Raw genomic sequence first — 2948 nt, 5'->3', positions numbered from 1 at the left:
AGAGAGCGTAACCTACAGGGTAGGGCGCGGTCTCCGACCGCGCCGTTCTCGATAGCGGCGGGGTGGGACACCCCGCCCTACCCTGGCGTCGGGGCACACGCCACGCCTCGCCCTCTTGCCTCGCATGTCCGTGCCGCTCTCCCGCATCGACACGATCCTCGCCCTGATCGACCCGACGCTGCCCGTGTGGGACCTGTGCTGCGATCGCGGCGTGATCGGGTGCGCGGTGCTGGATCGATGGCCGGCGGCGCACGTCACCTTCGTCGAGAAGCGCCCGGCCATCGTCGAGGCCCTGGCCGCGTTCGTGGCGCGGCGGACCGAGCGAGACGGGCGGTTCGACGTGCGCGGGGAAGATGCCCTGCGGATCGTCCTGCCCGACGCCCCGGCGAGCTTCGTGATCGCCGGGGTCGGCACCAACCTGATCTGCGCCTTCCTCGCCCGGCTCGAAGGGCGTCGCGGCGACCGGGTCGTGTGCAGCACCAGCCAGTCCCCGGAGCGGTTCGAACGGCTGACGAACGAAGGTGGGTGGCGCGTGTGCGAGCGGCGCGACGTTTCGTCGCGGACCGGGCGCCAGACCGTCTGGGTGATGGAGCCCGTTGGCCGCGCATCGGGCTAGACTGCGAGTAATGCGCCTGTCCATCCCCACTCCGCCCGTCGCCGCGCGCCTGCTCGCGGTGGCACTCGCCGTGATTGCGCCACTGGGCGCCCAGCCCGTGGCCGGACAGGGGGCGGCGATCGCCCAGGGTTCCGCGACCTCGAAAGGGCCCGGCATCGAACGTCGCGCCATCGGCAGCCAGGCCGGACGTGGCTGGTCGGCGGCGCTCGTCGTCGAAGAGGGCCAGTTGGTGCACACGGCGACGTTCTCGCCGGTCGATGCTGGCGGACGCCTGGTGGCGACCGACGCCACCGCGCAGGCCATCCGCGTGCTCGACGACATGGACGCGGCGCTGCGGGTCGTCGGTAGCAACCTCGGTCAGCTCGCCAGGCTGCATGTGTACGTCGCGGACGCGTCGGTCACCCCTGCCGTCGACACGGTGCTCGCGAAGCGGTTCGGCGCCAACCACGCGCCGGCGTTGACGATCGTCGAGACCCGGATGCCGCGCGAGGGCGTGCTGGTGGTGATGGACGCCGTGGCCGTCACCGCGCGCAAGGCGCCAACGGGGCGCCCCGAGCGCCTCGTGCTGCCGCGACTGCCGAAGAACGCCGGCGATGCCGCTCATGTGGCCGTGCAGCCGGCGGGTCCGTTCGTGATCGTGTCGGGCCGGGCGGCGCAGGGCGACTTCGAGGCCGCCGTTCGCGGCACGATGGATCAACTGCGAGGCGACCTGAAGACCGTCGGGCTGGGCTTCGAGCATGCCGTCCACGTGAAGGCGTTCCTCGGCGACATGACCCGCGCCGATGACCTCCGCCGCGTCGTCGCCACCACCTTCGAGGGCGTCGCGCCACCCATCGTCGTTACCGAGTGGCGCCGATCCGGCGCGCCGGCGGAGATCGAACTCGTCGCGACCGCCCCGGGGGCCACCGACCCGACCCAGCGTGTGGCCTTCGTCGAGCCGATCTCGGCGCGTTACAGCCGAGTGGCGCGCATCTTCACCGGGCGTCCGATCTTCATCTCCGGACTCGCGGGGCGCTCCGCCGATCCGGCCACGCAGGTGCGCGAGATCTTCGCCGACCTGCGCACGGTGCTCGCGGCCGCTGGCAGCGACATCCGGCACGTGCCGAAGGCCACCTACTACGTGGCCGACCAGGTGGCCGACGCCGAGTTCAACACCCTCCGGCCGACCATCTACGACCCGAACCGGCCTCCTGCGGCGTCCAAGATCTCGGTGCAGGGGACGGGACGCGCAGGCACAGTGACGGTCGTGGACTTCATCGCCGTTACGGTTGACCGATGACCCTTCGACTTCGCTCAGGGCTCTCGCCGCGCCGTGGCGTTGCGGCGCTGGCGGCGACGCTCTTGGCGGCATGTGCCGTCGCCGCCGTCGGCCTGTCCGCGCAGGTGGGGGACCGCGCGGCCATCGACTCCGCACCGCCTCCCGCGCACTGGGTGATCCCACCGGCGCCGGTCCGCACGCCGGAGGAATCGATGCGGATGATGGAACTGCAGCCCGGGTTCCGCATCGAACTGGTCGCGGCCGAGCCACTGGTGCAGGACCCGATCTCGTTCGCCTTCGACGAGCGGAACCGCCTGTGGGTGCTGGAGTGGCCGTCGTACAACTGGCCGCTGCGCGACGTGCTGGGCCTGGAGTCGCAGCCCACACCCGCGAGTCGCCTGGTGGTGCTGACCGACACCGATGGCGATGGCCGCATGGACACGCGCACCGTGTTCGCGCAGATGGACTGGCCGCGCGGCTTCCAGCTCGTCGACGGGGGCGTGATCGTCTTCGCGTTGCCGCAGGTGCTGCTCCTGCGCGACACCGACGGCGACGACAAGGCCGACACCCGCGTGGTCCTGCAGGATGGCCTGCCCATTCCCGTCAATCCTCACCTTGCGCCGAGCAGCCCGTCGTGGACGCTCGACAACTGGGCCTACGGGCTCCAGGTGGGGGATCGCCTGCGACTCGTGAGCGCGACGCCGCTGAAGGCGCCGGCCGGGCGACTGGCGGGGCAGTGGGGCATGTCGCACGACGACTGGGGCCGCCTGTTCTTCAGCTACAACCAGGACCACATCCGCGGCAGCCTCGTGCCCACGGCCTATGCCACGCGCAACCCGTCGTACATGGCCAGCGCCGGCGTCGACGTGCGCATCGGGCAGGACAACGAGGTATGGCCGCACGCGATCACGCCGGGCGTCAACCGTCGGGCGCAATTGCACGACGATGGCAAGCTGAAGGTGTTCACGGCCAACGCTGCGCCGAACGTGTATCGCGGCGACCAGTTTCCCGAGGAGTTCCGCGGCAACGTGTTCGTCGGTGAGTCGGCCGGACGCCTCATCCGCCGGTCGATCG

2 protein-coding genes and 1 pseudogene are annotated in these 2948 nt (G+C 71.2%); all 3 read left to right on the top strand.

Going from position 1 to position 2948, the window contains the following annotated elements; all coding sequences use genetic code 11:
* Window positions 1-124: 124 nt before the first annotated feature.
* Window positions 125-616: an SAM-dependent methyltransferase gene (locus ACIRDX_RS22390; protein WP_396627633.1), complete on the top strand. Its 492-nt coding sequence runs from the start codon at window positions 125-127 to the stop codon at window positions 614-616.
* A 10-nt stretch (window positions 617-626) separates the two neighbouring features.
* Window positions 627-1895 carry a RidA family protein gene (locus tag ACIRDX_RS22385; protein ID WP_396627632.1) on the top strand — a complete coding sequence of 423 codons (1269 nt, stop codon included), beginning with the start codon at window positions 627-629 and terminating at the stop codon, window positions 1893-1895.
* Window positions 1892-2948: pseudogene (locus tag ACIRDX_RS22380) on the top strand (dehydrogenase); the annotation flags it as partial. The gene ACIRDX_RS22385 and the pseudogene ACIRDX_RS22380, both read left to right, overlap by 4 nt.

This window comes from Luteitalea sp. (genome assembly GCF_044337415.1).
GTDB lineage: Bacteria > Acidobacteriota > Vicinamibacteria > Vicinamibacterales > Vicinamibacteraceae > Luteitalea.
Note: the sequence above shows the minus strand (reverse complement) of the source record. Positions and strands in the feature narration are given on the sequence as shown.

Excerpts from the sequence above, each read along its gene's own strand:
- ACIRDX_RS22390 (WP_396627633.1), top strand. The coding sequence starts at position 125 with ATGTCCGTGCCGCTCTCCCGCATCGACACGATCCTCGCCCTGATCGAC.
- ACIRDX_RS22385 (WP_396627632.1), top strand. The coding sequence starts at position 627 with ATGCGCCTGTCCATCCCCACTCCGCCCGTCGCCGCGCGCCTGCTCGCG.